The organism is Streptomyces sp. NPDC002809 (genome assembly GCF_040295435.1).
Taxonomy (GTDB): Bacteria; Actinomycetota; Actinomycetes; order Streptomycetales; family Streptomycetaceae; genus Streptomyces.
The window spans coordinates 1-22,263 of sequence record NZ_JBEOVJ010000090.1 but is presented as its reverse complement, the minus strand read 5'-3'; the positions used below and the strand labels follow the sequence as shown (position 1 = coordinate 22,263).

Here is a 22,263-nt window from a genome sequence, read left to right as displayed (position 1 = left end):
TCCGCCCGACAGTCCCACCCGTCACCCCGTCACCCCGTCACCCGCCACCACCCCGACAAGGACCAGGCTCCGCCCGACAGTCCCACCCGTCACCCCGTCACCCCGTCACCCGCCACCACCCCGACAAGGACCAGGCTCCGCCCGACAGTCCCACCCGTCACCCGCCACCACCCCGACAAGGATCAGGCTCCGCCTGACAGACTGGTTCGCATGCGCATTGTGGTTCTGGCCGGCGGTATCGGTGGTGCTCGTTTCCTGCGTGGCCTCAAGGAGGCCGCGCCCGACGCGGACATCACGGTGATCGGCAACACCGGTGACGACATCCATTTGTTCGGCCTCAAGGTCTGCCCCGACCTCGACACCGTGATGTACACCCTCGGCGGTGGCATCAACGAGGAGCAGGGCTGGGGCCGTACCGACGAGAGCTTCCACGTCAAGGAGGAACTTGCGGCGTACGGCGTCGGCCCCGAGTGGTTCGGGCTCGGCGACCGGGACTTCGCCACCCACATCGTCCGTACGCAGATGCTCGGCGCGGGCTATCCGCTGAGTGCGGTCACCGAGGCGCTCTGTGCGCGCTGGAAGCCGGGGGTCCGGCTGCTGCCGATGTCCGACGACCGGGTCGAGACGCATGTCGCCGTCGACGTCGACGGCGAGAGCAAGGCCATTCACTTCCAGGAGTACTGGGTGAAACTGCGCGCCTCCGTCCCCGCGCAGGCCATCGTGCCCGTCGGCGCCGAACAGGCCAAGCCGGCTCCGGGCGTCCTGGAGGCCATCTCCGGGGCCGACGTCATCCTCTTCCCGCCGTCGAACCCCGTCGTGTCCGTCGGGACCATCCTCGCCGTGCCCGGAATCCGGGAAGCCATCGCCGAGGCCGGGGTGCCGGTCGTCGGTCTCTCCCCCATCGTCGGTGACGCACCGGTGCGCGGGATGGCGGACAAGGTCCTCGCCGCGGTGGGCGTCGAGTCGACGGCCGCGGCCGTCGCCCAGCACTACGGTTCGGGGCTGCTCGACGGCTGGCTCGTCGACACCGTGGACGCGGGCGCCGTGGGCGAGGTGGAGTCCGCGGGCATCCGCTGCCGCTCCGTACCGCTGATGATGACCGACGTCGCCGCCACCGCCGAGATGGCGCGGCAGGCACTGGCCCTCGCCGAAGAGGTACGCGCATGAGCACCGCCGCCCCGGACACCGCGCCCTCCTTCCGCGTGTGGGCGCTGCCCGGCATGCCCGAGGTGCAGGCCGGGGACGACCTCGCGAAGCTGATCGCCGCCACCGAGCCCGGACTGGCAGACGGTGACGTGCTGCTCGTCACCTCCAAGATCGTCTCCAAGGCGGAGGGCCGGATCGTCGAGGCCACCGACCGGGAGGCGGCGATCGACGCCGAGACGGTACGGGTGGTGGCGCGGCGCGGCACGCTGCGGATCGTGGAGAACCGGCAGGGCCTGGTGATGGCCGCCGCCGGGGTCGACGCGTCGAACACCCCGGCAGGGACCGTCCTGTTGCTGCCCGAGGACCCGGACGCCTCGGCGCGGGCGATCAGGGAGGGGCTGCGGGACACGCTCGGCGTCGAGGTCGGCGTCGTTGTCACGGACACCTTCGGGCGGCCGTGGCGCAACGGGCTGACCGATGTCGCGATCGGCGCGGCCGGAGTGCGGGTGCTGGACGACCTGCGGGGCGGCAGCGACGCGTACGGCAATCCGCTGAGCGCGACCGTGGTCGCCACCGCCGACGAACTCGCCTCGGCCGGTGACCTGGTCAAGGGCAAGGCGGACGGGCTGCCCGTCGCGGTCGTGCGGGGGCTCGGCCATGTCCTGGACCCGGCCGATGCCGGCGGGGCCCGCGCGATGGTGCGGGTCGCGGCCGACGACATGTTCCGGCTGGGGACGTCCGAGGCGGTACGGGAGGCGGTGACCCAGCGGCGTACGGTCCGCGAGTTCACCGACGAACCGGTGGACCCGGGGGCGGTGCGGCGTGCCGTGGCCGCGGCGGTGACGGCTCCGGCCCCGCACCACACGACGCCCTGGCGGTTCGTCCTGCTGGAGTCGCCCGAGTCGCGGACCCGGCTGCTGGACGCGATGCGGGACGCGTGGATCGCGGACCTGCGGCGCGACGGCAAGAGCGAGGAGTCGGTCGCGCGACGGGTGAAACGGGGCGATGTGCTGCGCCGGGCGCCGTACCTGGTGGTGCCGTGTCTGGTGATGGACGGCTCCCACACGTACGGGGACGCGCGGCGGGACGGCGCGGAGCGCGAGATGTTCGTGGTCGCCGCGGGCGCCGGGATCCAGAACTTCCTGGTGGCGCTGGCGGGCGAGCGGCTTGGCTCGGCCTGGGTTTCCTCGACGATGTTCTGCCGGGATGTCGTGCGGGAGGTGCTGGAGCTGCCCGCGTCGTGGGATCCGCTGGGAGCGGTGGCCGTGGGGCGGGCCGCGGTGTCGCCTCCGGCGCGGGTGGGGCGGGGCGCGGAGGAGTTTGTCGCGGTGAGGTGAGAGGGCGGGGGTGAGGTTCCCCCTTGCCCGCCCCTTCCCGTGAGCGGGGCGCCGCCCCGGGCCCCTGCGCCTCAAGCGCCGGCGGGGCCGGTTTTCGAGGCTCCGCCCGGACCCCGCTCCTCAAACGCGGGAGGGGCTGGATTCCTCCGGACCGACGCGGCCGTTCTACAGACGCGCGATGTTGCCCGGCTGCATGCGGGGCGCGCGGCGGGACGGGGTGTTGTCCGAGAGCATGATCAGGCGGGTGGCCCGGTGGCGTTGGCCCTCGTAGGGGGTGAGGAGGGCCAGCATCTCCTCGTCGTCGGCGTTCCGGTTGCCGGCCAGTGCGTGGCCGACGATGCCGGGGAGGTGGAAGTCGCCGACCGTCACCGCGTCCGCCGCACCGTTCGCCCGTTGCAGGGTCTCGGCGGCTGTCCACGGGCCGATGCCCGGGATCGCCTGAAGGCGGGCCATGGCCTCGGTCAGCTCCATGGCTGCCGCCTCCTCCATGCGGCGGGCCACCCTGACCGTGCGCAGGATCGTCGCCGAGCGCTTGCTGTCCACACCCGCGCGGTGCCACTCCCAGGACGGGATCAGCGACCAGGTGCGGGCGTCCGGCATGACGTAGAGGCCGTACTCCTGCGGGCCGGGCGCCGGCTCTCCGTACGTGCGCACCAGCAGCCGCCAGGCGCGGTAGGCCTCGTCCGTGGTGACCTTCTGCTCCAGGACCGACGGGATCAACGACTCCAGCACCAGGCCCGTGCGCAGCAGCCGCAGCCCCGGGCGGCGGTGGTGGGTCACGGCGAGCAGGCGGTGGCGCGGGGTGAACGCCTCGGGTTCGTCCGACGCGCCCAGCAGCGTGGGCAGCTGGTCCAGCAGCCAGGCCGCGCCCGGCCCCCAGGCCGCGGCCTCGATCCGGCCCGCGCGGGCGACGACATGGAGCGTGCCGGGGCCCGCGGGGGTGCGGCTGGCCCGGCGGACCGAGCCGTCGGCGGACATCCGGAACGTGGGGTCGGCGGGGCCGCGGCGCAGCGGGCCGAGGACGAGCCTCAGGTCGAGCGGGCCCGGCGGGGTCCAGGCGCGCGTCAGCGGCGCCGGTACGGGCGTCGCCGCCGCCTGGTGCGGGACGGCCGCGCGCGGGGCGCTGCGGGGAGCGAATCGTCCTGCCACGGATGAGGTCCTCGGTAGTCGGGGCTGCCTGTCGAGCCTACGGCTGATTCAGGCCACTCGGGGAGTCCACACGGAGGTGGCCGGTCCGGTCATTCGTCCGAGGAGAACCGGACCGAGGCGGCGGGCAGGTGCGCCCCGCACCAGATACGGACGCCGTCGCGCAGTTCGTTGTCGGCGCCGACCTTGGCCCCGTCGCCGACGACCGCGCCCGCGAGCACCGTACGGCTGCCGATCCTGGCACCCGCTCCGACCAGGGAGTCCGTGATCACGGCGCCCGGTTCGACGATGGCTCCCGCGAGCACGGTGGAGCCGTCGATCCTGGCGCCCGCGCCGATGACGGCGTCCGCGCCGATGACCGTGCCGCCGGAGAGTTTGGCGTCGGGGGCGACGGAGGCGGTCGGCAGGACGAGGCGGTCGCCGCAGCGGCCGGGGACGGCCGGGGAGGGTGCGATGCCGAGGACGAGGTCGGCTGAGCCGCGTATGAACGCCTGCGGGGTGCCGAGATCCAGCCAGTACGTGGAGTCGACCATGCCCTGGAGGTGTGCGCCGTCGGCGAGCAGTCCGGGGAAGGTCTCACGTTCCACGGAGACCGGACGGCCCGCCGGGATCGTGTCGATGACCGACCGGCGGAAGATGTACGCCCCCGCGTTGACCTGGTCGGTGACGATCTCCTCGGGCGTCTGGGGCTTCTCCAGGAACGCGGTGACCCGGCCGGTGTCGTCCGTCGGCACGAGGCCGAAGGCGCGTGGGTCGTCGACCCGGGTGAGGTGGAGCGAGACGTCCGCTCCGGAGTCGGCGTGCGTGGTGACCAGGGCCCGGATGTCGAGCCCGGTGAGGATGTCGCCGTTGAAGATGAGGACCGGTTCGTCCGGGCCGGAGGTGAGCCGGCCGGCCACGTTGCGGATGGCGCCGCCGGTGCCGAGCGGTTCGCGTTCGGTGACGTACTCGATGTGGAGGCCGAGCGACGAACCGTCACCGAAGTACGGTTCGAAGACCTCCGCCAGGTACGACGTCGCGAGGACGATGTGCTCGACGCCGGCGGCCCGGGCACGCGCCAGCTGGTGCGTGAGGAAGGGGACGCCTGCCGCCGGAACCATGGGTTTCGGGGTGTGCACCGTGAGGGGGCGCAGTCGGGTTCCCTTGCCGCCGACCAGGAGAATCGCTTCTTTTGCCTCTGTCACAGCACTGTCTCTGCTTCCTGCTGGGGCCGGGCCGGGTGAGAAGCCGTTGTCCGATCTCCGCTGGATGGTGCGGGGCGTCCGGCACGGTCGGTCGCAAGGCGCCTGAGTGTCCTCGTGGCGGAGCCATTCGGTCACTTCGGCAGCGCCGCGAGCGGGCCGTGCCGGACGCCCCGCACCCAGCGGAGATCGGACAACAGCTTCTTCGGCTGGCCAGTGTATGCAGACCGGAGGAGGGGTCCTTCGGTCAGCAGCCCGCAGCAGGCCTCCGGCGCGGCCGGCGCCGGTTCACGGCTCCTTTCGCGTCAGCGGCCCTGCAATTTGGCCGAACTGGTCCGGGCCGTGCCGAGCTTCTTGTAGAGACGCGCTCCGGGGCATTCGGTTGCGAAACCGTCCCGGTGACCGGAGATGACGTTGAGTTTGACCTTCTTGCCCTTCTTGTACTTGTTGCTGCCGCCCGAGACCAGGGTCACCTTGCCCTTGGGGTTGGCGCCGAACAGCCCGAGCTTCCAGGCGGTGAGCTTGGAGACGGCGTTGACGGCTGCGGCCGGCGGGTTCGAGCTGGTGAAGGTCCCGAGCACGGCGATGCCCATGGTGTTGGTGTTGAAGCCGAGCGTGTGTGCTCCCATGACGGCCTTCGTCACGCCTCCCGCACGGCCCTCGTAGATGTTTCCGCACTTGTCGACGGCGAAGTTGTAGCCGATGTCGCGCCAGCCGCTGCTCTTGACGTGGTAGCGGTAGATGCCGCGCAGGACCGAGGGCGCCTGGGAGCACTTGTAGTTGTTGCCGGTGGCGCTGTGGTGGATGAAGGCGGCCTTGACGGTCTTGGTGTACGCGAAGCCGCTTTCGCGGAGCTTCTCGTCGGCGCCCCAGCCCTTGCGGGTGATGATGCGCGGCCGGGGCCCGATGTACGGCTTGGCGGCGGGCGCGAGGCCGGCGGCCTCCTCGGTCTCGGCCCTGTTCAGGGCGGGGAGCACGGCGGCGGCGCCGAGCGAGGTGGCGCGGTCGGTGCCCGCCACGCCGGTGGCGGGGCTTTCCGGGGGATCCGTGGCGGGGGTTTCCGCCGGGTCCGTGCCGGGGACCTGCTGCGGGTCCTTGCCGGGGTCGACGAGTTCGAGGCGCAGGCCGGCGGGCAGCGGCACGGGGGCCTCGGCGCTCTCGCCGGAGCCGGGGGCCTCGGGGCGTACCCGGACCTCGACGCCGTCGGAGTCTCCGACCCAGAGCGGGGCGGTGGAGCCGCGGGCGGCGCCCGAGTCGCGTTCGGCGGTGCCGGCGTCGGCGGAGTGCTCGGCGTTGTGCGTCTCCAGGTCCTGCCAGTCGGACCACCGGCCGGTGCCGGTGGCACGGGTGCGGACCTGGGCGGTGCCGTGGAGTTCGGTGTTGACGTCGTCCCAGACGACGCCGACCAGCGAGAACGGCTGGACGTCGCGCTCGGGCAGCCCTTGTTCGGCAGCTGCGGCGGCGGGTGCGCCGGTGGCCCGTACCGAGGGGGAGGCCAGCGGATCCATGGCCAGGGACTGCGTCGAACCGGACACTCCGGCCGGTTCGGACGCCTCGGCGGGAACGGATCCCGCGGTGGCCGGGTGGGCGGGGGTGTCGGGGGCGGCGCCCGCGGGCGCGGCGAGCGGCAGCACGAGAGCTGCCGCGCAGGTGACACCTATGGAGGATGCAATGAAGGCACGCATACATATGATCCTGGGCATAAGCGCACCACTCCGGCGACCGGGATTTCTCGGGGCAATTGACGACTCGTCTGCCGAACCGGTGCACCCGACAGCGGCCGCACCCGGCCCCTCCCGGCACCGCCGCGTACCCTTCTGCGAATGAACGCCAGCGACCGCACCCCTGCCGACCTGCTGCGTTCCGCGCTCGCCGCGGACCCGGCCCGCCCCATGGTCACTTTCTACGACGACGCCACCGGAGAGCGCGTCGAACTGTCGGTGGCCACCTTCGCCAATTGGGTGGCCAAGACGGCGAACCTGCTGCAGGGCGACCTCGCCGCCGAGCCCGGTGACCGGCTCGCGCTGCTGCTGCCCGCGCACTGGCAGTCCGCGGTCTGGCTGATGGCCTGCGCCTCGGTCGGCGTGGTCGCCGATGTGCAGGGGGACCCCGCCGCCGCGGACCTCGTCGTCTCCGGGCCGGACAGCCTGGACGCCGCGCGGGCCTGTCGCGGTGAGCGGATCGCGCTGGCGTTGCGCCCGATGGGCGGCAGGTTCCCGCAGGCGCCCGAGGGCTTCGCGGACTACGCCGTCGAGGTACCCGGCCAGGGCGACCGGTTCGCCCCGTTCGCGCCCGTCGACCCGGATGCGCCGGCGCTGACCGTGGGCGGCACCGGGTTCACCGGGGCGGAGCTGGTCGCGCGGGCACGCGAGGACGGTGCCGCGCTGGGCCTGGGCGCCGGTTCGCGGCTGCTCTCGGGGCGTACGTACGACACCTGGGACGGCCTCAGCGCCGGGCTCTTCGCACCGCTGGCCACCGGGGGTTCCGTGGTGCTTTGCCGGCATCTCGGACAGCTGGGCGAGGACGGGCTGGCCCAGCGCGTCGAGAGCGAGCGGGTCACCCGGACCGTCTGACGGCCGGGCGGGCGCGCCGGGCCCGTACCTCCCGCGTCCTGCGACCAGGCCATCCGCGCGCGGCCGTCCCGTTCGTGTGCGCCCGGCCGTCCCGCCTAGACGCCGCAGTACGACAAGCGGCCCGAGGGGTCACCCGTCCGGCCCAGCCTGGGCCGAGCCCTCCGGCCTGGGCGCCGACTCCGGTACATGATCTGCGGTACAGACCACTCAGGCACAACCAAGCGTGAGGTTCAGCCGTCTACTTCTGCGACCGGCGGCCCAGCGCGCTGCCGAATATGAAGGATGGACGCAGACGTGACCGAAAGCTCCGGCACGCCGGCCGACCCCGACGACTCGGCCACAGGCGGGAACCGGACGCCCGACGACTCCGCATCGGACGGGCCGTCCGGCGAGGGCCTCGGCGAGAAGCAGGTCCCGGGCAACGGCTCCGAGGGTGCCCCTGGCGGTGAGACGCGCAGCGGGTCGGGCAGCTGCCCGACGCACGGACCGTCACCCGAAGGCTCCGGAGGGGGTCCGGGCCTCGATATCGTCGTCAAGCGCAAACGCCACTGGCTGCGTTGGACCGCGCTCGGCGCCTCGTTCGTCGTGCTCGTCGCCGCGGGCGCCGGCTGGTGGCTGTACAAGAAACTGGACGGCAACATCAGGACGGACACCTCCGCGGCCGCCGAACTCAGGGCGTACGAGAAGGAACGTCCCGCCTCCGTCGTCCACAACGCGCAGAACATCCTGCTCATCGGCTCCGACAGCCGGGCCGGGGACAACAGCAAGTACGGTCGCGACGACGGCGGCAGCCAGCGATCGGACACCACGATCCTGCTGCACCTGGCCGCGAACCGGAAAAGCGCCACGGCGATGTCTCTCCCGCGCGACCTCATGGTGAACATCCCGGAGTGCCACAAGCCGGACAAAACCGTGAGCAAGCCGCAGTTCGCGCAGTTCAACTGGGCCTTCGAGTTCGGTGGAACCGCCTGCACCATCCGCACGGTCGAGAAGATGACCGGCATCCGCATCGACCACCACATGGTCGTCGACTTCAACGGCTTCAAGAACATGGTCGACGCGGTGGACGGGGTCGAGATCTGCCTCAAGGAGCCGATCGACGACAGCGCCGCACACCTCAAGCTCCCGGCGGGCCGCCAGAAGCTCAACGGCGAGCAGGCCCTCGGGTACGTACGGGCCCGCAAGTCGATCGGCAACGGCAGCGACACCGAACGGATGGACCGCCAGCAGCAGTTCCTGGGCGCACTGGTGAACAAGGTGCAGAGCAACGGGGTCCTGCTCAACCCCACCCGGCTCTACCCGGTGCTGGACGCGGCCACCAAGGCGCTGACCACCGACCCGGGGCTCGACAGCCTGAAGGACCTCTACGACCTGGTGCGCGGCATGCGCAACGTGCCGACCGACAAGGTGCAGTTCCTGACCGTCCCGCGGCAGCCGTACAGCGCCAACAGGAACCGGGATGAACTGGTGCAACCCGATGCGGACAAGCTCTTCAAGCAACTGCGTGACGACAAACCCGTCGCCGTCGTGCCCGCGGACCAGCTGAAGGATGACGACGGGAAGAACGCTGACGCCGCCGACGCCTCCGGCCCGACCCCCACTCCCACGTACTCGGGGAACAATGCGGCGACCGACCTGTGCAAGCAGTAAAGCAATGACCAAGCGGAGAACAACGTTCGACGTGCAATGGGAAGAATGCCCGGTTGTAAGGGCCGTGGAATATGTCACGCCCGTCGCTCGACAGCGAACGGGACGGATAGTGTGACGCGATCCGGTGCTACCGGCCACCTGGCCGCGCACTTCCGGAGCGTAAGACTGAGCGCCTTATCGGGGGAGGCGCCTCGCGTGGCACCGACGGAGGACTCAGGCGACCGTGGATGCACAAGGCCGTGGGCGGGCGGAAGAAATCGATCCCGCAGACCAATGGGTTCTCAACCCGGACACCGGCGACTACGAACTGCGACTGAACAATTCCGGAGGGGATTCAGGCAGGGCGTCAGGAGTTTCGGCTCCGCGGAGTTCCGGGCGCAGAGGCGCTGTCCGTGAGGGCGGCGGCGAACGTCGCGGTGCGGCGGGCGAGGACGCGCGCCGCAGCCGTGAGGTGCCGCGGCAGGGCGGCCGCCGGTCGGCTTCCGGCCCACGCGGCCAGGAGGCTCCCGCTGCCGCCGACAACGGCGCGGGCCGGCGCAAGCGCAAGGCCCCCAAGCCCCGCCGCAAGAAGGCACTGCTGTGGACGGGCGGCGTGATGGCCTTCCTCCTCGTCACCGCCTCGGCCGGCGGGTACTGGCTGTACCAGCACTTCAACGGCAACCTGAGCACCGTGGACATCGGCGACCGCGGCAACAAGGACGTCGTCACCGCCAACGCGCCGATGAACATATTGGTCATCGGTACGGACAAGCGCACCGGCAAGGGCAACGAGGGCTACGGCGACAAGGGCAGCACCGGGCACGCGGACACGAACATCCTGTTCCACGTGTCCAAGGACCGCACCAACGCCACGGCGATGAGCATCCCCCGGGACCTCATGACCAACATCCCGGACTGCGAGACCAAGCAGGCGGACGGCTCCGAGAAGACCATCCCTGGCACCCAGAACGTCCGGTTCAACACCAGCCTCGGCCAGGACGGCCGCGACCCGGGCTGCACGATGGACACCGTCAAGGAGCTCACCGGCCTGACGGTCGACCACTTCATGATGGTCGACTTCAACGCGGTGAAGGAACTGTCCACGGCGGTCGGCGGCGTCGACATCTGCCTGGCCCACGCGGTCAAGGACGAGAAGTCGCACCTCGACCTGCCCGCGGGCCCGAGCACCGTGCAGGGCGAGCAGGCGCTGGCGTTCGTACGGACCCGGCACGCCTACGCCAACGGGAGCGACCTCGACCGGATCAAGGGCCAGCAGCAGTTCATCGGCTCGATGATCCGGCAGATGAAGTCGGACGACACGCTGACCAGCCCGACGAAGCTGTTCAAGCTGGCGGACTCGGCGACCAGGGCGCTGACGGTCGACTCCGCGATCGGCTCGGTGCCGAAGCTGAGCTCGCTCGCCAAGGAACTCACCAAGATCGACACGAAGAACATCACGTTCGTCACGCTGCCGGTCATCGACAACCCGGCGGAACCGACGCCGATCACGGTGGTCGTGGACCCGGTCAAGGCGCCCCAGCTGCTCACGATGATGCAGCAGGACACGTCGCTGACCGAGGTGGCCGCGCAGAAGAAGGCCGCCAAGAGCAAGCAGGACGCGCTCCTCAAGGGAACCAAGGCGGCTGCGGCCGACGTCCGCGTCGATGTGTACAACGGCGGCGAGCTCGCCGGCGCGGCTCAGCAGACCGTCACCTGGCTGCAGAACGACAAGGGCGTCCTGAAGTCCACGAACAAGGCCAACGCCCCGGCGAAGGCCGCCAAGACGACGCTCGCGTACGCGCCGAACCAGGCCGACCAGGCCCGGGCGCTCGCCGAGATGATGGGGCTTCCCGCCTCGGCGATGAAGCCGGGCACCAAGGACGCCGAAGGTCTGCAGGCGATGGTGCTGACACTGGGGGCGGACTTCAAGGGCGCGGGCACCCCCATCACCGGCCCGGCGAAGATCGACATTCCGAAGGCCAGCGCCGACAAGGCAGAGTGCGCCAAGTGACACCCGGTCACTGCGCGATACCGCGAGTCTGAACAGCAGGGGGGTCCTGGTGGGACGGAGCAGCACGCCCGGGGAGGGGACGCGACCACGCGTCCGGCATGCCGGCCAACTCGGCTGGGACGACGGCATCTACGAGGACGGGGACGGGGACAGCGACAAGGATGCCGCGAAACCCGACGCCGGCGGGGGCGGGGACGGTGGCGGCCGTCGCGCCGCGAGCCGCGGCGGGCGCCGCGGCCGGCCCCGCCGCGCCCCCAAGAAGAAGAAGCACCGCGTCCTGCGCTGGATAGCCTTCTCCCTCGCGTTCCTCATACTCGGCACCGGCGCGGCCGGTTATCTCTGGTACGAGCACCTGAACAGCAACCTCCGCAAGGGCGAGCGGAGTGCGGGCAACGGCGCCGCGAAGAAGAAGGCGCCGAACGCCGCGGGCCAGACCCCGCTGAACATCCTGCTGATCGGTTCGGACAGTCGCAACAGCGCGGAGAACCTCAAGCTCGGCGGTTCGAAGGAGAGCGTCGGCAACACCCCGCTCGCCGACGTGCAGATGCTGCTCCATGTGTCGGCGGACCGGAAGAACGCCTCGGTCATCAGCATCCCGCGCGACACCCGCGTGGACATCCCGGCCTGCGAGAACCCCGACACACACAAGAAGTACGCCGCCACCAACGGCATCATCAACGAGTCGCTCCGCGGCGGCCCCGGCTGCACGCTGGACACCTGGGAGCAGCTCACCAAGGTCTACATCGACCACTGGATGATGGTCGACTTCGCCGGTGTGGTGGACATGGCGGACGCCGTGGGCGGCGCCTGGGTGTGTGTGAAGCAGGACGTCAACGACGTGTCCAAGCCCGGCGTGCCCGGTGGCTCCCACCTGAGGCTGACGAAGGGCAAGCACAAGATCAAGGGCGAGGACGCGCTGAAGTGGCTGCGCACCCGGCACGCCTTCGAGAGCGACTTCGGCCGGTCCAAGGCCCAGCACATGTATCTGAACTCGGTCCTGCGTGAGCTGAAGAGCCAGAACGCGTTCACGGACACCGGGCGCCTGATGAACCTCGCCGAGACCGCGACCAAGTCGCTCCAGGTCTCGGAGGAGATCGGCACGGTCAAGAAGCTCTTCGACCTCGGCATGCAGCTCAAGGACGTGCCGCTGGAGAAGATGAACATGCTGACGATGCCGCGGATCCCCGACCCGAAGAACCCCGAAGCGCACGTTCTGCCGAAGCCCGGCGCCGCCGACAAGCTCTGGGCGCTGCTGCGCGACGACCAGTCGCTCGACCCCGACGACCGTGCCAAGGCGGCGAAGAAGGTGGCGGCCGGCCCGAAGGCCGGTGCTCCCGCCTCGCTCGGTGTGACGGTCGTCAACGGCACCTCCGCCGACGGCCAGGCGGCCACCGAGGGCCGGGCCGGGGTCGTCCGGGACATGCTGAAGGCCAAGGGCTTCACCGAGGCGGACACCTCGACCGAGCTCGGGTCCGCGCCGACGACCGAGGTGACCTATCCGCACAGCGCCGGCGCCCAGGGCAAGGCGGACGCGCTGTCCGTCGCCAAGGCGCTGGGGATGCCGACCAGTGCCGTGACGGAGACACCGGACGGCGCGGGCCTGACGCTCACGGTCGGCTCGGACTGGCGGACCGGCTCCACGTTCCCGAAGACCGTGGAGGACGACAGCGACCCGCTGGAGGGCACCGAGTCGGTCAACGGGGCCAAGACGGACGACTGCATGGACGTGTACTGGCCGTACCGCCAGATGTAGCGGAGGCGGGACATGCGAGAGGGGGCGCCCGGTGAGAACCGGGCGCCCCCTCTCGTTGTCCGCGTGTGGTGGGGCGGCCGCTCAGGCCACCGGTGCGTCCGGCTCACGGACCGCCGGGCGGCGGCTGGCGATGACCCGCTTCGCCAGGGAGCGCGGGCTGGTCAGGAAGCCGTAGCCCCACGACATGTGCATGGTCGCCAGCGCGACCGGGATCTGCGCCCGCGCCTTCAGCGGCAGGCCCTTGCCCGCCGGGAGCGAGCCCGCGACGATGGCCGCGACGTAACCGGCCGGGACGACCAGCGCCCACGGAGTGACGGCGGCGCCCACCACGAGACCGGCCGCGATCGCGACGACGGCGGCCGGCGGGGCGAGGTAGCGCAGGTTGATCGAGCCGGGGTGGTAACGGGCGACGACGTGGCGCCAGCGGCCGTAGTCCTTGTACTGCTTGGCGAGGGCCCGGACGGAGGGGCGCGGGCGGTACTGCACGCGCAGCTCGGGCGAGAACCAGATCAGGCCGCCGGCCTCGCGGATGCGGAAGTTCAGCTCCCAGTCCTGGGCACGGATGAACTCGATGTTGTAGCCGTCCGCCTGCTCCAGGGCCTCCCGGCGGAAGACGCCCAGGAACACGGTCTCGGCCGGTCCCGCCTCGCCACCCGTGTGGAAGGCGGCGTTGCCGACGCCGATCTTCGACGTCATGGCCGCGGCGACGGCGTCCTCCCAGGCGTTCTCGCCCTCCGCGTGCATGATGCCGCCGACGTTCTGCGCGCCCGTCTCCTCCAGGAGCCGGACGGCGGTCGCGATGTAGTTCGGCGACAGCATCCCGTGGCCGTCCACGCGTACGACGACGGGGTGGCGGGAGGCCTTGATCGCGGCGTTGAGCGCGGCGGGGGTGCGGCCGGTGGGGTTCGGCACGGTCTGGACCCGGGAGTCCTCCGCGACCAGTTCGGCGGCGATCTCGTCCGTACGGTCCGTGGACGGGCCGAGCGCGATCACCACCTCCATCTCACCGGCGTACTCCTGCTCCAGGATGTGCCGGACGGAGTTCCGGAGGTGCCGCTCCTCATTGAGTACCGGCATGATCACGGAGACGGCGGGGTGCTGCGCGGCAGACATGTGGTCCTCGGGGGGTCCTTGGGGGCGCCGGGGGTCTCGCACCCCACCAGGCGGCGGTATTCGGCCGCCACGTTACCGCGAATGGGGGACAGCGGCGCGCGCCGCCCGTCCGCTGCCCGGGATGCAGATCGTATGGGCCTACTGTGCGCATGGTCCCCCTTGCACCGCGGAGGTGTCACCCCGTGCCCACGCCGCACCGCTCCCCCCGTCCGCCTAGGCCTCGTGCCGTTCCCCCACAGCGCAGGCGGCCCGGGAAACGGGACGAGAGACCACGCTGGGGCATGCGGGTGGCGACGACGCTCTCCGTGCTGGTCCTGGGCGCGGGCGGCATCGGTCACGCCGTGGTGACCAACCTGGAGTCCGGGATCGACCGGATCGACCCGTTCAAGGACATGAAGAACCGTCCCGCGGGCGGTAACGGCATGAACCTGCTCCTGGTGGGCACCGACGGCCGCGACAAGATCACCGCCGAGGAGAAGAAGAAGTACCGGCTGGGTGGTGCGCCGTGCCACTGCACCGACACGATCATGCTGGTGCACCTGTCCGCCGACAAGGAACGCGCCAGCGTCGTCAGCCTGCCGCGCGACAGCTACGCCGAGATCCCCGAGCACCGGGACGCGACGACGGGCAAGGAGCACGCGGCCCATCCGGTGAAGCTGAACGCCGCGTACGCCGAGGGCGGGCCGAACCTGACGGTCCGGACCGTCGAGCACATGACGGGCGTCAAGGTCGACCACTATCTGGAGGTCGACTTCACCAGCTTCATGACGACGGTCGACACCCTGGGCGGGGTGAAGATCTGCACCGCCCGGCCGATGAAGGACTCCTACACCGGTCTCGATCTCGCGGCCGGCACCCATGAGCTGGACGGCGGCCAGGCGCTCCAGTACGTACGGTCCCGGCACATCGACGGCGCCGCCGACCTGGGCCGGATGCAGCGCCAGCAGAAGTTCATGGCCTCGCTGATCAAGCAGGCGACGAGCAGCGGGGTGCTGTTGAATCCGGTGAAGTTCCGTGAGGTCGCCTCGACGATGCTGAAGTCGGTACGGGCCGACAAGGGCTTCGGTACGGAGCAGATGCTGGATCTCGGCCAGGCGATGCGGGGCTTCTCCGCCGCCTCGTCCGAATTCGCCTCGGTGCCGATGAGTGACGTCGCCTACCAGGTCAAGGGCATCGGCTCGACGGTCAAGTGGGATCCCAAGAAGTCGAAGCAGCTGTTCCAGGCGCTGCGGGACGACAAGCCGCTGACCGTGGCACGGCCCAAGCAGGAACAGGCGAAGACGGTCGACGTCGCCCCGCAGCAGATCCGGGTCCAGGTCTACAACGGGACCCCGAAGGACGGCCTCGGTTCCACGGTCGACGCCGCACTGCACGGCACGGGTTTCGACACCACCCGCGCCCCGCTCAACGCGGAGAAGCGCGACATCGAGCAGACCCTGGTCATGTACGACCCGCGGTGGGACCGGTCCGCGAAGACACTGGCGGCAGCGCTGCCGGGGGCCGAGCTGAAGGCCGTGAAGGGGCAGGGCGGCACGATGAAGGTGACGGCGGGGGCGGACTACCGGAAGGTCGAGCGGGTCCGGGCCGAGGAGCCGGATCCGGGCAGGTTCGGCGCGGTGAAGGGCGACGAGGTGGTCTGCCCGTAGGAGCCCGGCCCGGGGGCCTTCTCGGGGGCCGGGTCCCGGTCTGCGGGCCTCAGACCGTGGCCGCAGGGCCGTGGCCCTCGGCTCTCAGTCCGCCGCTCTCAGCCCCCAGCCCCCAGCCCTCAGCCCTCAGCTCAGTCCTCGATGCCGTCGGCCGCGCGCTTCTCGCGCAGTTCCTTGATCGCACGGCGCCGGGCCAGTCGGTGGGTGCGACGGATCTGTGCCTCCTGGTAACGCCGGTTGTCGCGCTCCGTCTCCGGGATCACGGGCGGTACCCGGCGCGGCCTGCCGTCCGCGTCGACCGCGGCGAACACCAGGTACGCGCTGCCGACCTGCGAGGCGGGGGTCGACTCGTTCCACCGCTCGGCCATGACCCGGACCCCGACCTCCATGGAGGAGCGGCCGGTCCAGTTCACCTGGGCGCGGACGTGAACAAGGTCACCGACGCGGACCGGCTCCAGGAAGACCATTTCGTCCATCGAGGCCGTCACAGCGGGGCCGCCGGAGTGCCGGCCGGCCACCGCGCCCGCCGCGTCGTCGACCAGCTTCATGATCACGCCGCCGTGCACCGTACCCAGCAGGTTCGTGTCGCTGCCGGTCATGATGTGGCTGAGGGTGGTCCGGGAGGCTGCGGTGGGCTTGCCAGGAATGTCGCTTTCCGGGCGCGGGGCCTGATCTGTCATGCCGTCCACCTTATGCGGGGGCCCGGAGCGCGTCGCAATGCATCAGATTCGCAACAGCCCTGGTCCGATTTCCCTCACACCCTGTAATAGCAGTGGCTCCGACCTGCACACTGGATGGCATGAACGATTGGCCCGAGGGTTGGACCGACGACAACCGCAGCGGAAACCGCTACGGGCAGGGCAGCGCGAGCGACCGGCCCGAGAGCGCCCGCTCGATGCCGCACGTCCAGCGCCGCCCCGCCCCGCCCCAGCAGCGCCCCGCGCCGCCGAGGCAGCGGCCGGTGCCGCAGCAGCCCGGCGGCTACGGCGACTCCCCTGAGTACGACAGCGGCTACAACACGGGCCACGTCTACGGCGGCGGCCAGGGCGGCCGCGGCGGTGGCGGTCACGGCGGCGGCCCCGGCGACGGCGGATACGTCCAGGGCCGGCCGGGGGCAGCGCCCGACTGGCGCCGCCGGATCAAGATCGGCGCGCTGACCCTCGTGGTCGTGGTGCTCGCCGTCTCCATCGGCACGTATTTCTGGGCGGACTCCAAGCTGAAGCGCGAGGTCGACCTCTCCAAGGTCATCGAGCGGCCGAAGTCGGGCGACGGCACGAACTACCTGATCGTCGGGTCCGACAGCCGCGAAGGCATGACGGCCGAGGACAAGAAGAATCTGCACACCGGTTCCGCCGCGGGCAAGCGGACCGACTCGATGATGATCCTGCACGACGGCTCCAGCGGCCCGACGCTGGTCTCCCTGCCCCGTGACTCGAACGTCGAGATCCCGTCCTTCGTCGGCTCCGACTCCGGCAAGAAGTACGAGGGCACGGGCCGCACGACCAAGCTGAACGCCGCGTACGCCGAGGACGGTCCCGAACTCCTCGTCCGTACGGTCGAGTTCAACACCGGGCTGCACATCGACCACTACGTCGAGATCGGCTTCGGCGGCTTCGCCAAGATCGTGGACGCGATCGGCGGTGTGGAGCTGGACATCCCGAAGGCGTTCAAGGACAAGTACTCCGGCGCCGACTTCCAGGCCGGCAAGCAGACCCTCGACGGCCAGCAGGCCCTCGCCTTCGTCCGGACCCGGCACGCCTTCACGTCCGACCTGGACCGTACGAAGAACCAGCAGAAGTTCCTCGCGGCGCTGGCGAGTCAGACGGCGACACCGTCGACGATCATCAACCCGTTCAAGCTGTACCCGACGATGGGCGCCGGTCTCGACACCCTCGTCGTCGACAAGGACATGTCCCTCTGGGACCTGGGCCAGATGTTCTTCGCGATGAAGGGCGTCACGGGCGGTGACGGAGCGTCGCTGAACATTCCGATCTCCGGCTCCAGCGGCGGCAACCTCCTCTGGGACAAGGCCAAGGTCAAGCAGCTGGTCGAGCAGCTCAACAACGACGAGAAGGTCACGGTCACCGGTAGCTGACCGGGTACATCGCACGGCACAACAGGGCCCGGACGCTTCGAACGTCCGGGCCCTGCGCTGTGTGGGGTGTTGTTGTGCCGTGGGGGGGGTGCGCCTACACCCTCCCGTGAGCCAGCACCGCCACGTGCGGCAGCGCCAACAGCCCGTCCTCCGCGGCGAACTCCTTGCACATCACGTCGTACTCCCGCTTCGCGGCGGCCACTCCCTCCGGCCCCCGGCCGTTGAGCAACTGCCCGGTCGCGGCGACCCCGGACGCGGGCCCGGCCCACCAGTCGTCCGCTTCGGCCCGGTGGTCCCAGGACAGCGATTCGCTCCGTACGTCCCCGAGCCCGGCCGCCGTCAGGAGGGCGCCCAGCCCGTCCGGGGTGCGCGGGAAGTTGTGTTCCTCGTCGACCGTGGCCAGCCAGTCGGGCCGGGTCAGTCCGGCGGCCTCGGCGGCGCGGCCGATCAGCGCCTGCCCCGGGGCGTTCGGCACCTGCCAGATCGTGACGGCGATCCGGCCGCCGGGGCGGGTGATCCTGCGCAGTTCCACGAGGGAGTCCAGCGGCCGGCCGACGTGGTTGAGCACGAAGTTCGCCACGACGGCGTCGAACTCGCCGTCGGGGTAGGGCAGCTGGGGCAGCGAGCCGGTGCGTACCTCGACTCCGGGCGCCGCCCGCCGCGTGGCCGCGACCATGCCCGGTTCGGCGTCCACGGCCCGTACGACCGCGCCCCGTCCGACGGCCGCCACCGTCACGCTGCCGCTGCCGCATCCCACGTCGAGCAGCCGCGTCCCGGCGCCGGTGGATGCGGCGTCCAGCAGGACGGGGACCGTATGGGCGCAGAGGTGGGCGAAGGTGCGGGCGTAGCTCTCGGCCCGCCCGTCCCAGATCCGCCGCTCACTCACGTCGAACGCGGTCATGCGCCACCTCCGGTCGGACTCTGCGGTTCCGCTTCGTTCAGGTCCTCGTGGAGCGCGCCCAGGGTCCGCCCCGTGGGCTCGCCCTCCGGTGACAGCTCGGCCAGACGCCAGCCGGGCAGTTGTGCCTCCGTCCCTGGCGGAACATCGCCGCGCGCCGGGTCGTCGATCCCCTGGAGCAGACCGAACGCCGTCTCCCTCGCGATCTCGCGGGCTATCTCCCCCAGTTCCGCGGGGGTCAGCCCGAGCCGCACCGCCCGCTCGACGGCCCCGCCCGCCAGACCTTCCCTCCGGTAGGCCTCGACCCAGTGCGGGGCCGCCGAGCTCCACGCGTCTATGTCCTGCCAGGCCATGCGCAGGAACCTGAACCGGGCCAGCTGAGGAATGCCCTCCTCGGCCTCCGAGTCGGCCCAGCCCGCGGCGTCGTCGGCCCCCAGCGCCTCGAACAGGCCGGTGAGCTTGTCGATGTCCTTCATGGAAAGGGAAGTTACGCCACCGGGCTCCCCTTGACGCCGGGACCGGCCGCGCCGGCACGGTCTTGGCCGGGGCGATGCCTGCCTCCCCGTCCGGACGGCGTTCACGCCGTCCGCCGCCTCGTTCAGCCGAACATCGAGACGGCGATCAGCCCGACAACGACAGCGGCACACACCAGGACGGCCGTTCCTCGCCTGCGCCTGCCCTTCCGGGGTCCCGGCCGCTGCCGGGCCGTCGCCGGTGGGGGCGCCGCCGTCTCCGCCGCCCTCGCACCGGCCGTTTCGGCCAGCAGACCGCGGCAGCAGGCCGCGAGACGGGCGATGTCACCGTCGAGGGGGACGGTGGTCTCGGCGCGGGCCGGGGCGGTGGTTCCTCCCTCCAGGATTCGGCCGGCACGAATGCGCACCCGGCCGGACCCGTGGGAGGCGAGGCTGATCCACCGGCCCGCGTCCTCGCCCCGGATCACCACGGTGCCGCCGCGTTCGCGGTAGACGGTGTACCGCCGCCAGAGCAGCTTCGCCAGCGGTTCGGGGAGGTCGGACACCGTCGCCGCCTGCCGCCTGTCGTCGCTCAACGGCATGAGGCCGCCCGTCGGCCCATGGCGCGGGGACGGGTGCGGGTGTGCCGCGCCTGCCTTCCGCGGGCCTCCACGGCCACGGCAGTGTGTCTGTGGTTCGACCGGGGTCTGTGCCCCGGTATGTGCGTGGTCAACTCGCCGGTCCTTTCGGTCCACGCCGGTCGGCGTGATCACCGCTGGATTGTAGGCGCGAAGCAACCATGCACACCTGCCCGGGAATTGACCGGACAGGAGCCCTCCGTCCCGGCCACCCGCAGCTTCGGACGAACCCCACCACACCACTCCGGACCGGACCGGACGAAGGCCCGTCCCGGCCCTACGGCCGCCGGCCCGTCGCCTGCGCCCAGGCCTCCGCCACCGTGACCACCAGGTCCACGTCCGGGTCCTTGACGTCCGCGTACACCCCCGTGTCCGGGACCGACGCGGCGAGCGTCCGCTGAACGACGCGTAGGCGGGCACGGCCTCCGGGTGGCTCCGGAACCAGTCGCGGAAGCCGATGTACTCGACGCGCAGAGCCAGGGGGCCCGTCTCCGCCCGCAGCCGATCGGCCAGTGCCCGGCCGCGGCGCTCCCACGCGGGGTCGGCGGGGAGGACTACGGGGCGGTCGGAGCTGGTGTCACGGATCATCAGGCCGATTCCAGGAGCCGCCGGAGCACCACGGGACGGCGCGGTGGGGCGGAACTCATCGGCCGTGCGGGACCGGCGGTTCAGCTCTCCGACACGTACGCCGCGAAGTCCGCCCACGCTCGGGGCCCGAAGGCGAGCCTGGGACCGTGCGCGTTCTTGGAGTCGCGGACGCGGACCGTGCGGGGGGCGGTGGCGACCTCGACGCACTCGCTGCCGTTGCTGCTGTCGCTGTAGCTGCTCTTGACCCACTTCAATGCGGAAGCATCTCCGGCAGACGGATTGCGGATCATGTCTCTCCCAGCACTTGCTCGATGAAGGCCATCGACTCCCGCGGGCTGAGAGCCTGGGCCCGGATCATGCCATACCGCAACTCAAGAATTCGGAGCTGCTTCGGGTCGGAGACGGGCCGACCGCCGAAGGCCCCCTCGGAGCGCCCCACCGCCGTGCCGTCTCTGAACTTCAGCACCTGGATTTCCCCGTCGATTCCAGCATGCTCCTCGCGGTCCATCGGCATCACCTGAACCGTGACGTTGCGCGACTCACCAACCTCCAGGAGGTGTTCGAGTTGGCGACGCAGAACCATCTTGCCTCCAAGCGGCCGCCGGAGCGTCACTTCTTCCTGGACGAACCCGAGCGTCGGGCCGGGCGATCTGTCGAAGATTGTCTGCCGGGCCATCCGTGCGGCGACACCTCGCTCGACTTCATCCTGGGGGTAGGCGGGCTGTCGCATCGCAAACAGCGCCTGCGCGTACTCAGCCGTCTGCAACAGACCGTGAAAGCTGCTGTTGCCGTAGGCCAGCAACTCCACGGCCTGGGCCTCCAGTTTCGCAAGCTCCCGTACCTTCTTCGGGTACCGGACCTCCGCCACGTCCCGCTTCATCGCGGCGACTTTCCCGCCCGCGCCGACCGCCTCGTCCACCCTGTCGAGGAACTCCGGCCGGGGGATCCGCCGCCCGCCCTCCACCTTGAAGACCAGGTCCTCCACCTTGAAGACTAGGTCCTCCACCTTGAAGACCAGGTCCTCCCCGTACCCGATCACGACCGCGAGCTCGCCTGCGCGCATCCCGGCCGCCTCCCGCCAGGCCTTGATCTGGCGGCCCACGGCGGCGACCACCGCAGCCCCCGACTCGTCATCGGGATCGATCGCCCAGCCGGGCTCGTCCACCCCGCCGTCACCCTGCTCCGTACCGTCGCCAACCACGCTCATGCGTGCCCCACTTCCGACGTGCGTGCCGTTCTTCCCTCAACTGCTTCCGATCCCCACACGTCACTCCGGACAGCCAGGACAGCGCTGGACAAGCCCGGGACAATCACCGTACCCAAGGGCTCGATCGCTGGGCACGGTACGCAGACGCGGCCACGCCGAGGTTGCGTGAACCCAGAAGGGACTCTCTGCCCTTCGCGTCGGTCCCGACACGCATACGGAGGGCGGAGGGGACCTGCTCGTCGCCGAGACCGGGTCGTGGATGCCCACGACGTCCTCGACCACGACCCGGTGATCCACGACGCGGCTGCCCACGACGTCCAAAGGCTTTGAAGAACCTGGGGAAACAACCCGACCGAGCCCCGCCCCACCCCGTCCTGACCTGCGTCACCCGCACGGGTGACGAATGACAAGTGGGCTGGATTCGGGACGGGTTGGCCGGCATATGCTCGCCGCGACAACCCCAGAACACGAGACGGCCCCGGTCGGGACTGAGAATCCCGACCGAGGCCTGACCACGAGGAAGAAGACCCTTCCCGATGGATACCCCGCAGGTTATCGGGCCCCCGTGCACCCAGCCCGGCTCCCCCGGCACCCGGCCCGACGTCACGCCGACATCCGGCGTCCTCCGCGTCAACGCCCGCCACACGACCGGCTTCACGGTGATCGGCAACCGCCTCGCCCAACACCACGAGCTCTCCCTCGTCGCGATCGGCCTCGCCGTCCACATCCAGTCACTGCCCGCCGGAGCGAAGGTCGGCGTCAAGGTCCTGACCGGACGCTTCCCGGAGAGCGAGGCCCGCATCGCCGCCGTCACACCCCTCCAGAACTGCGACAGCTGCGACAGCGCCTT

18 protein-coding genes and 1 pseudogene are annotated in these 22,263 nt (G+C 70.9%); 9 read left to right on the top strand and 10 right to left on the bottom strand.

Features of this window, described 5'->3' with window-relative positions; all coding sequences use genetic code 11:
- Positions 1 to 210: 210 nt before the first annotated feature.
- Entirely contained in the window at positions 211 to 1,167 is a 957-nt protein-coding gene (gene cofD, locus ABT025_RS33700) for a 2-phospho-L-lactate transferase (protein ID WP_351002459.1), read from the top strand.
- Positions 1,164 to 2,483 (top strand): coenzyme F420-0:L-glutamate ligase, encoded by a 1,320-nt coding sequence (locus ABT025_RS33695; protein WP_351002458.1) that lies wholly within the window; start codon positions 1,164 to 1,166, stop codon positions 2,481 to 2,483. The genes cofD and ABT025_RS33695 overlap by 4 nt, the downstream gene beginning before the upstream one ends.
- Positions 2,484 to 2,648: 165 nt before the next feature.
- On the opposite strand, the gene ABT025_RS33690 is transcribed toward ABT025_RS33695, so the two are convergent.
- The 3 genes from ABT025_RS33690 to ABT025_RS33680 all read right to left on the bottom strand — a co-directional run bounded on the left by ABT025_RS33690 (position 2,649) and on the right by ABT025_RS33680 (position 6,495).
- The gene (locus tag ABT025_RS33690) at positions 2,649 to 3,632 is read right to left on the bottom strand and encodes a DNA-3-methyladenine glycosylase family protein (RefSeq protein ID WP_351002457.1); all 984 of its coding nucleotides are present in this window, start codon (positions 3,630 to 3,632) and stop codon (positions 2,649 to 2,651) included.
- A gap of 89 nt (positions 3,633 to 3,721) precedes the next feature.
- Positions 3,722 to 4,813 carry a mannose-1-phosphate guanylyltransferase gene (manB, locus tag ABT025_RS33685; RefSeq protein ID WP_351002456.1) on the bottom strand — a complete coding sequence of 364 codons (1,092 nt, stop codon included), beginning with the start codon at positions 4,811 to 4,813 and terminating at the stop codon, positions 3,722 to 3,724.
- A gap of 302 nt (positions 4,814 to 5,115) precedes the next feature.
- Positions 5,116 to 6,495 (bottom strand): N-acetylmuramoyl-L-alanine amidase, encoded by a 1,380-nt coding sequence (locus ABT025_RS33680; RefSeq protein ID WP_351002455.1) that lies wholly within the window; start codon positions 6,493 to 6,495, stop codon positions 5,116 to 5,118.
- Positions 6,496 to 6,633: 138 nt separating this feature from the next.
- Here ABT025_RS33680 and ABT025_RS33675 point away from each other — a divergent pair, with 138 nt between their 5' ends.
- The 4 genes from ABT025_RS33675 (at position 6,634) to ABT025_RS33660 (ending at position 12,776) form a co-directional block, all read left to right on the top strand.
- Positions 6,634 to 7,383, top strand: a complete 750-nt coding sequence (locus ABT025_RS33675) for a TIGR03089 family protein (protein ID WP_351002454.1) — start codon at positions 6,634 to 6,636, stop codon at positions 7,381 to 7,383.
- 294 nt (positions 7,384 to 7,677) lie between these two features.
- Entirely contained in the window at positions 7,678 to 9,033 is a 1,356-nt protein-coding gene (locus ABT025_RS33670; RefSeq protein WP_351002453.1) for an LCP family protein, read from the top strand.
- A 223-nt stretch (positions 9,034 to 9,256) separates the two neighbouring features.
- Positions 9,257 to 11,023, top strand: a complete 1,767-nt coding sequence (locus ABT025_RS33665; RefSeq protein ID WP_351002452.1) for an LCP family protein — start codon at positions 9,257 to 9,259, stop codon at positions 11,021 to 11,023.
- 49 nt (positions 11,024 to 11,072) lie between these two features.
- The gene (locus ABT025_RS33660) at positions 11,073 to 12,776 is read left to right on the top strand and encodes an LCP family protein (protein WP_351002451.1); all 1,704 of its coding nucleotides are present in this window, start codon (positions 11,073 to 11,075) and stop codon (positions 12,774 to 12,776) included.
- Positions 12,777 to 12,857: 81 nt separating this feature from the next.
- Here ABT025_RS33660 and ABT025_RS33655 read toward each other — a convergent pair whose 3' ends face one another.
- Complete coding sequence (locus ABT025_RS33655) at positions 12,858 to 13,889, bottom strand: glycosyltransferase family 2 protein (RefSeq protein WP_351002450.1); 1,032 nt, start codon at positions 13,887 to 13,889, stop codon at positions 12,858 to 12,860.
- Between the two features lie 149 nt (positions 13,890 to 14,038).
- Between ABT025_RS33655 and ABT025_RS33650 the strand changes: the two genes are divergently transcribed.
- Complete coding sequence (locus ABT025_RS33650; RefSeq protein ID WP_502972085.1) at positions 14,039 to 15,535, top strand: LCP family protein; 1,497 nt, start codon at positions 14,039 to 14,041, stop codon at positions 15,533 to 15,535.
- A 131-nt stretch (positions 15,536 to 15,666) separates the two neighbouring features.
- On the opposite strand, the gene ABT025_RS33645 is transcribed toward ABT025_RS33650, so the two are convergent.
- Positions 15,667 to 16,215, bottom strand: a complete 549-nt coding sequence (locus tag ABT025_RS33645) for an acyl-CoA thioesterase (protein WP_351002448.1) — start codon at positions 16,213 to 16,215, stop codon at positions 15,667 to 15,669.
- A 119-nt stretch (positions 16,216 to 16,334) separates the two neighbouring features.
- Here ABT025_RS33645 and ABT025_RS33640 point away from each other — a divergent pair, with 119 nt between their 5' ends.
- Positions 16,335 to 17,630, top strand: coding sequence for an LCP family protein (locus ABT025_RS33640; protein ID WP_351002447.1), 1,296 nt, complete (start codon positions 16,335 to 16,337; stop codon positions 17,628 to 17,630).
- A 94-nt stretch (positions 17,631 to 17,724) separates the two neighbouring features.
- Here the strand turns inward: ABT025_RS33640 and ABT025_RS33635 are convergent, their stop codons facing one another.
- The 5 genes from ABT025_RS33635 to ABT025_RS33615 form a co-directional block, all read right to left on the bottom strand.
- Entirely contained in the window at positions 17,725 to 18,531 is an 807-nt protein-coding gene (locus ABT025_RS33635) for a class I SAM-dependent methyltransferase (RefSeq protein WP_351002446.1), read from the bottom strand.
- Positions 18,528 to 19,004 carry a hypothetical protein gene (locus ABT025_RS33630; RefSeq protein ID WP_351002445.1) on the bottom strand — a complete coding sequence of 159 codons (477 nt, stop codon included), beginning with the start codon at positions 19,002 to 19,004 and terminating at the stop codon, positions 18,528 to 18,530. The genes ABT025_RS33635 and ABT025_RS33630 overlap by 4 nt, the downstream gene beginning before the upstream one ends.
- Before the next feature lie 122 nt (positions 19,005 to 19,126).
- Positions 19,127 to 19,576 (bottom strand): hypothetical protein, encoded by a 450-nt coding sequence (locus tag ABT025_RS33625; RefSeq protein WP_351002444.1) that lies wholly within the window; start codon positions 19,574 to 19,576, stop codon positions 19,127 to 19,129.
- Between the two features lie 710 nt (positions 19,577 to 20,286).
- A complete protein-coding gene (locus ABT025_RS33620) occupies positions 20,287 to 20,496 on the bottom strand; it encodes a DUF397 domain-containing protein (RefSeq protein WP_351002443.1) in 210 nt (69 codons plus the stop codon).
- On the bottom strand, positions 20,493 to 21,413 hold the full coding sequence (locus tag ABT025_RS33615) for a helix-turn-helix domain-containing protein (protein ID WP_351002442.1): 921 nt from the start codon (positions 21,411 to 21,413) through the stop codon (positions 20,493 to 20,495). The genes ABT025_RS33620 and ABT025_RS33615 overlap by 4 nt, the downstream gene beginning before the upstream one ends.
- Positions 21,414 to 21,949: 536 nt before the next feature.
- Between ABT025_RS33615 and ABT025_RS33610 the strand changes: the two are divergent.
- Positions 21,950 to 22,263: pseudogene (locus ABT025_RS33610) on the top strand (hypothetical protein); the annotation flags it as partial.

Excerpts from the sequence above, each read along its gene's own strand:
- cofD (WP_351002459.1), top strand. The coding sequence starts at position 211 with ATGCGCATTGTGGTTCTGGCCGGCGGTATCGGTGGTGCTCGTTTCCTG.
- ABT025_RS33655 (WP_351002450.1), bottom strand. The coding sequence starts at position 13,889 with ATGTCTGCCGCGCAGCACCCCGCCGTCTCCGTGATCATGCCGGTACTC.
- ABT025_RS33635 (WP_351002446.1), bottom strand. The coding sequence starts at position 18,531 with ATGACCGCGTTCGACGTGAGTGAGCGGCGGATCTGGGACGGGCGGGCC.
- ABT025_RS33645 (WP_351002448.1), bottom strand. The coding sequence starts at position 16,215 with ATGACAGATCAGGCCCCGCGCCCGGAAAGCGACATTCCTGGCAAGCCC.
- ABT025_RS33675 (WP_351002454.1), top strand. The coding sequence starts at position 6,634 with ATGAACGCCAGCGACCGCACCCCTGCCGACCTGCTGCGTTCCGCGCTC.
- ABT025_RS33695 (WP_351002458.1), top strand. The coding sequence starts at position 1,164 with ATGAGCACCGCCGCCCCGGACACCGCGCCCTCCTTCCGCGTGTGGGCG.
- ABT025_RS33640 (WP_351002447.1), top strand. The coding sequence starts at position 16,335 with ATGAACGATTGGCCCGAGGGTTGGACCGACGACAACCGCAGCGGAAAC.
- ABT025_RS33680 (WP_351002455.1), bottom strand. The coding sequence starts at position 6,495 with ATGCGTGCCTTCATTGCATCCTCCATAGGTGTCACCTGCGCGGCAGCT.
- ABT025_RS33620 (WP_351002443.1), bottom strand. The coding sequence starts at position 20,496 with ATGATCCGCAATCCGTCTGCCGGAGATGCTTCCGCATTGAAGTGGGTC.
- ABT025_RS33615 (WP_351002442.1), bottom strand. The coding sequence starts at position 21,413 with ATGAGCGTGGTTGGCGACGGTACGGAGCAGGGTGACGGCGGGGTGGAC.
- ABT025_RS33650 (WP_502972085.1), top strand. The coding sequence starts at position 14,039 with ATGGTCCCCCTTGCACCGCGGAGGTGTCACCCCGTGCCCACGCCGCAC.
- ABT025_RS33630 (WP_351002445.1), bottom strand. The coding sequence starts at position 19,004 with ATGAAGGACATCGACAAGCTCACCGGCCTGTTCGAGGCGCTGGGGGCC.